This is a genomic window from Streptomyces jumonjinensis (genome assembly GCF_009600885.1).
Classification (GTDB): domain Bacteria; phylum Actinomycetota; class Actinomycetes; order Streptomycetales; family Streptomycetaceae; genus Streptomyces; species Streptomyces jumonjinensis.
Genome location: NZ_VCLA01000191.1, coordinates 105,855 through 108,660, shown reverse-complemented (window position 1 = coordinate 108,660; position 2,806 = coordinate 105,855). Strand labels below are relative to the sequence as shown.

The window sequence follows — 2,806 nt, the reverse complement described above, 5'->3', positions numbered from 1 at the left end:
AGGCCGATCTCGTTGAACCGGTGGATCACATCGCGCACGGTGTCCTCGCCGGCCGCCACCAGCTGGGCGATCACCGGCACCCCATTCCCGCCGCCCGAGGCCAGCAGCATCATCGCGCGCCGATAGCGCACCGCGTGGATGCTGCCCCGGCGCACGATCTGCCGCAGCCGCTGCCCCTCCTGGTCGGTCAGTCTGCGCACACGGACAGGCTCGGCCACCGAGCCTCCAGCGGTCGGATCGGACGTCACCGCACATCCAACCGCCACGACGACCAACCCGGCGAACCTATGCGGTCACAGCACTAGAGAGGGCCCCCGGGATGCCGGGGGCTGATGGGTGGTTCGTGGCGCTGGTGGTTGTTGCTCGGCTGTCGTGGGGCTCTGCCGGAGAGCGTTGACACTGGCTCGCCGGCTGGGGTCGGTTCCCGTCCGGCGGGCGCCTGTGGAGAAAGTTCGGCTGTTGCCCCTGCCTGGCGGGGTGTTGTTCTGACGGGGCTGTTCTTGCAGGTCAGGGCTGTGTGGCCTGGTGTCTATGACGATGGATGCCGAGCTGATCACCGTGGGCCAGAGGTACCGCTACTACTGCGCCAGGTCTGGCCGGCCATGGCCCCCGCCCGGCCCGTGCGTCTCTTCGTGAGGCGCAGCAGGAGGCCGGTGTCCCGGTGGGGCGGTGGATGGGCCGGGGCCTGGCCGTACGCGGCCTTGTCGAGGGGGAGGAGGTCACCGAGGAGCAGCTGCGGAATCTGTCCGGTGCGGGCCGGTACCCCTATGCCGATCGGATCGAGGCCCGGGAGCTTGCCGCGGGCAAGTCGCCGGAGGCAGCGGAGCGGGCCGGGGCGCTCGGCCGCCGGGTGAAGGTCACCGGGGTCGAGTTCGCTGTCCGTTCGCCGCCGTCGGTCTATCTGCTGTGGGCGTTCGGGGACGAGGAGACACGGCGGATCATTGAGGCCGCGCACGAGTGGGTGATGGAGCGTGTGCTCGTGTGGATCGAGGACGAGGCCGCGGTCATCCGTATCGGGGCACAAGGGGTCCATGAGGTCCGTCCGGTGCACGGCCTGGCCACCGCGCGGACCCGCGCCAAGCTCAACCGGATGGCCGCCCGTCAGACGCGCCCGCCCAAACGGAAGACGGCCCGCTCGCTCGCCCAGCTGCGCGAGAGGTGGCGGGCGAGCGTGATCCCGAGGTTCGGGGCGGACCTCATCGACACGCTCCTCGACCTCGACCGCGCCGCCTCGGCTGCGATCCGGGCCCGTATCCCGGCTGTCGTCGACCTCGCCCTGGCCGCCGTCGAAGTCGCCGCCGTGGTGTTCGTGATGAACAAGGACGGCACCCTCCACCGCCATCACCTCCTCGCCGAAGCCTGCCGTGGCCACCGTGCTCCAGGACGACAACGGCATCTGTCTCCGCGACATGGCCGGAGGCGAATCGAAGGCCGCTGGGTTGACACCGGCCGGTGCCGCAGCGAGTGCTTGCTGGCCCCGGCCGGTTCTTCCCGTTCTGGGCATTCATCGCCTAGAGAGGCAGGTTTCAGAATACGGTGACCTGGCGTATTTCAACCCGGCCATACCGCGCGGCGGGGATCCGTTGGGCCCAGGAGACCGCAGTGTGCTCGTCCGGCACGTCGAGCACGTAGTAGCCGGCCACCGTGCTGCCTGCCGCCACACCGTCCTCGACAGCGGCCCCGCCATCGCGAACGGTGACTGTCTTGCCTTCGGTGCCGGGATGGAATCCCGCTTCGTGAACCTTGATCCCGGCCTCGGTGAGTTCGTTGTCGAGGTTGATCCATTCCTTCACTTCTTCGTCCCCGCCGGGCCCAGCCTCGGCGGGGTCATAGAAGTAGATGAGTGCATACTGCACGGCTCTTCTCTTTTCTTTCTGCGTGCTTCGGTTGCCGGAGCTGCCAGGTGGATCGCTGCGGCTGTTGATCTGTAGACGGTGCAGGGAACCGATTCTCATCGGTGGCCACGTCGGTTGCGATGTGCTGGTTTGGTGTCAGTGGCTGTTGGCAGTGATGGGTGGTCAGTTGGTTGTGTTTGTACTGGTGATGTGACGGGAGGCTGTCTTCGTCACTGACGCGGAAGTGGTGTCCCGGGCTGGTTCTCTGTCACGTTGTGATACATCACCGGGGTGCTCGCTGTCATGGAAACGGTGCGTCTTATCCCGGCGGGTGTGTCCTGGGCGGACTCCTCCTTCCCCACCAGCAGTCCCCATGGGTGGGGTCGTGCACAACCCGCCTCCACCCCTCGCAGCCAGTCCGGTCCGCTCCAACGTGCCCAGACCAAGGGATTGCTCTGAATGGGCGTGTTGGTGGTACGGGGTGGGCGTCAGTCAGGTCGACGGGCTGTTCTGAGTCACGCCGCAGTGGTTCTGAACATGACTGCCACGGGGTGGCCGGTCCACTGTCGTGAGGCACCCAGCCTGGGAACCGCCCTGCCCCGCGTTTATCGCAGCCGCTGGCGGCTGTGTGCCGCCCCACCCCCTGGGCCTGCCGCTCTGGAATACGCACGGCGGGGGAGCAGACCGGATTCGAACCGGCGTCATCCCCTCCTGACAAGAGGGCGCGTCTACCTCTGCGCTACAGCCCCCCACCGCGGTACGCACAGCCTATGCGCCGCCACCTGGGGCCTGTGCAGCGGGCCTCGGGTCTTGGAGGCGCAGCCGGAAGGACCGCCCCCTCCCTTGCTGTTGCTGCGCCTTTTGGTGGCTGGAGCGCAGCGGAGGCCACGGGTCGGCCGAAGGCTGGCCTCGGCCCGCAACGCGGGCCGCCTGTCCTGCGGTTGGTGGTGCGCACGTAGTGCGTGCCTCCC

At 68.1% G+C, this 2,806-nt stretch carries 3 protein-coding genes and 1 tRNA gene; 1 reads left to right on the top strand and 3 read right to left on the bottom strand.

Annotated elements, in window-relative coordinates:
- A partial coding sequence (locus tag FF041_RS30430; protein WP_194292234.1) for a helix-turn-helix domain-containing protein occupies positions 1 to 200 on the bottom strand: 200 nt, incomplete at its 3' end.
- Between the two features lie 461 nt (positions 201 to 661).
- On the opposite strand from FF041_RS30430, the gene FF041_RS30425 reads away from it, so the two are divergent.
- Positions 662 to 1,540, top strand: a complete 879-nt coding sequence (locus FF041_RS30425; protein WP_153525764.1) for a relaxase domain-containing protein — start codon at positions 662 to 664, stop codon at positions 1,538 to 1,540.
- Here FF041_RS30425 and FF041_RS30420 read toward each other — a convergent pair.
- Both FF041_RS30420 and FF041_RS30415 read right to left on the bottom strand, forming a co-directional pair.
- Positions 1,527 to 1,856 (bottom strand): YciI family protein, encoded by a 330-nt coding sequence (locus FF041_RS30420; RefSeq protein WP_194292233.1) that lies wholly within the window; start codon positions 1,854 to 1,856, stop codon positions 1,527 to 1,529. The genes FF041_RS30425 and FF041_RS30420 overlap by 14 nt on opposite strands.
- 654 nt (positions 1,857 to 2,510) lie before the next feature.
- Positions 2,511 to 2,584: transfer RNA gene (locus FF041_RS30415), tRNA-Asp, on the bottom strand.
- Between the last annotated feature and the right edge of the window lie 222 nt (positions 2,585 to 2,806).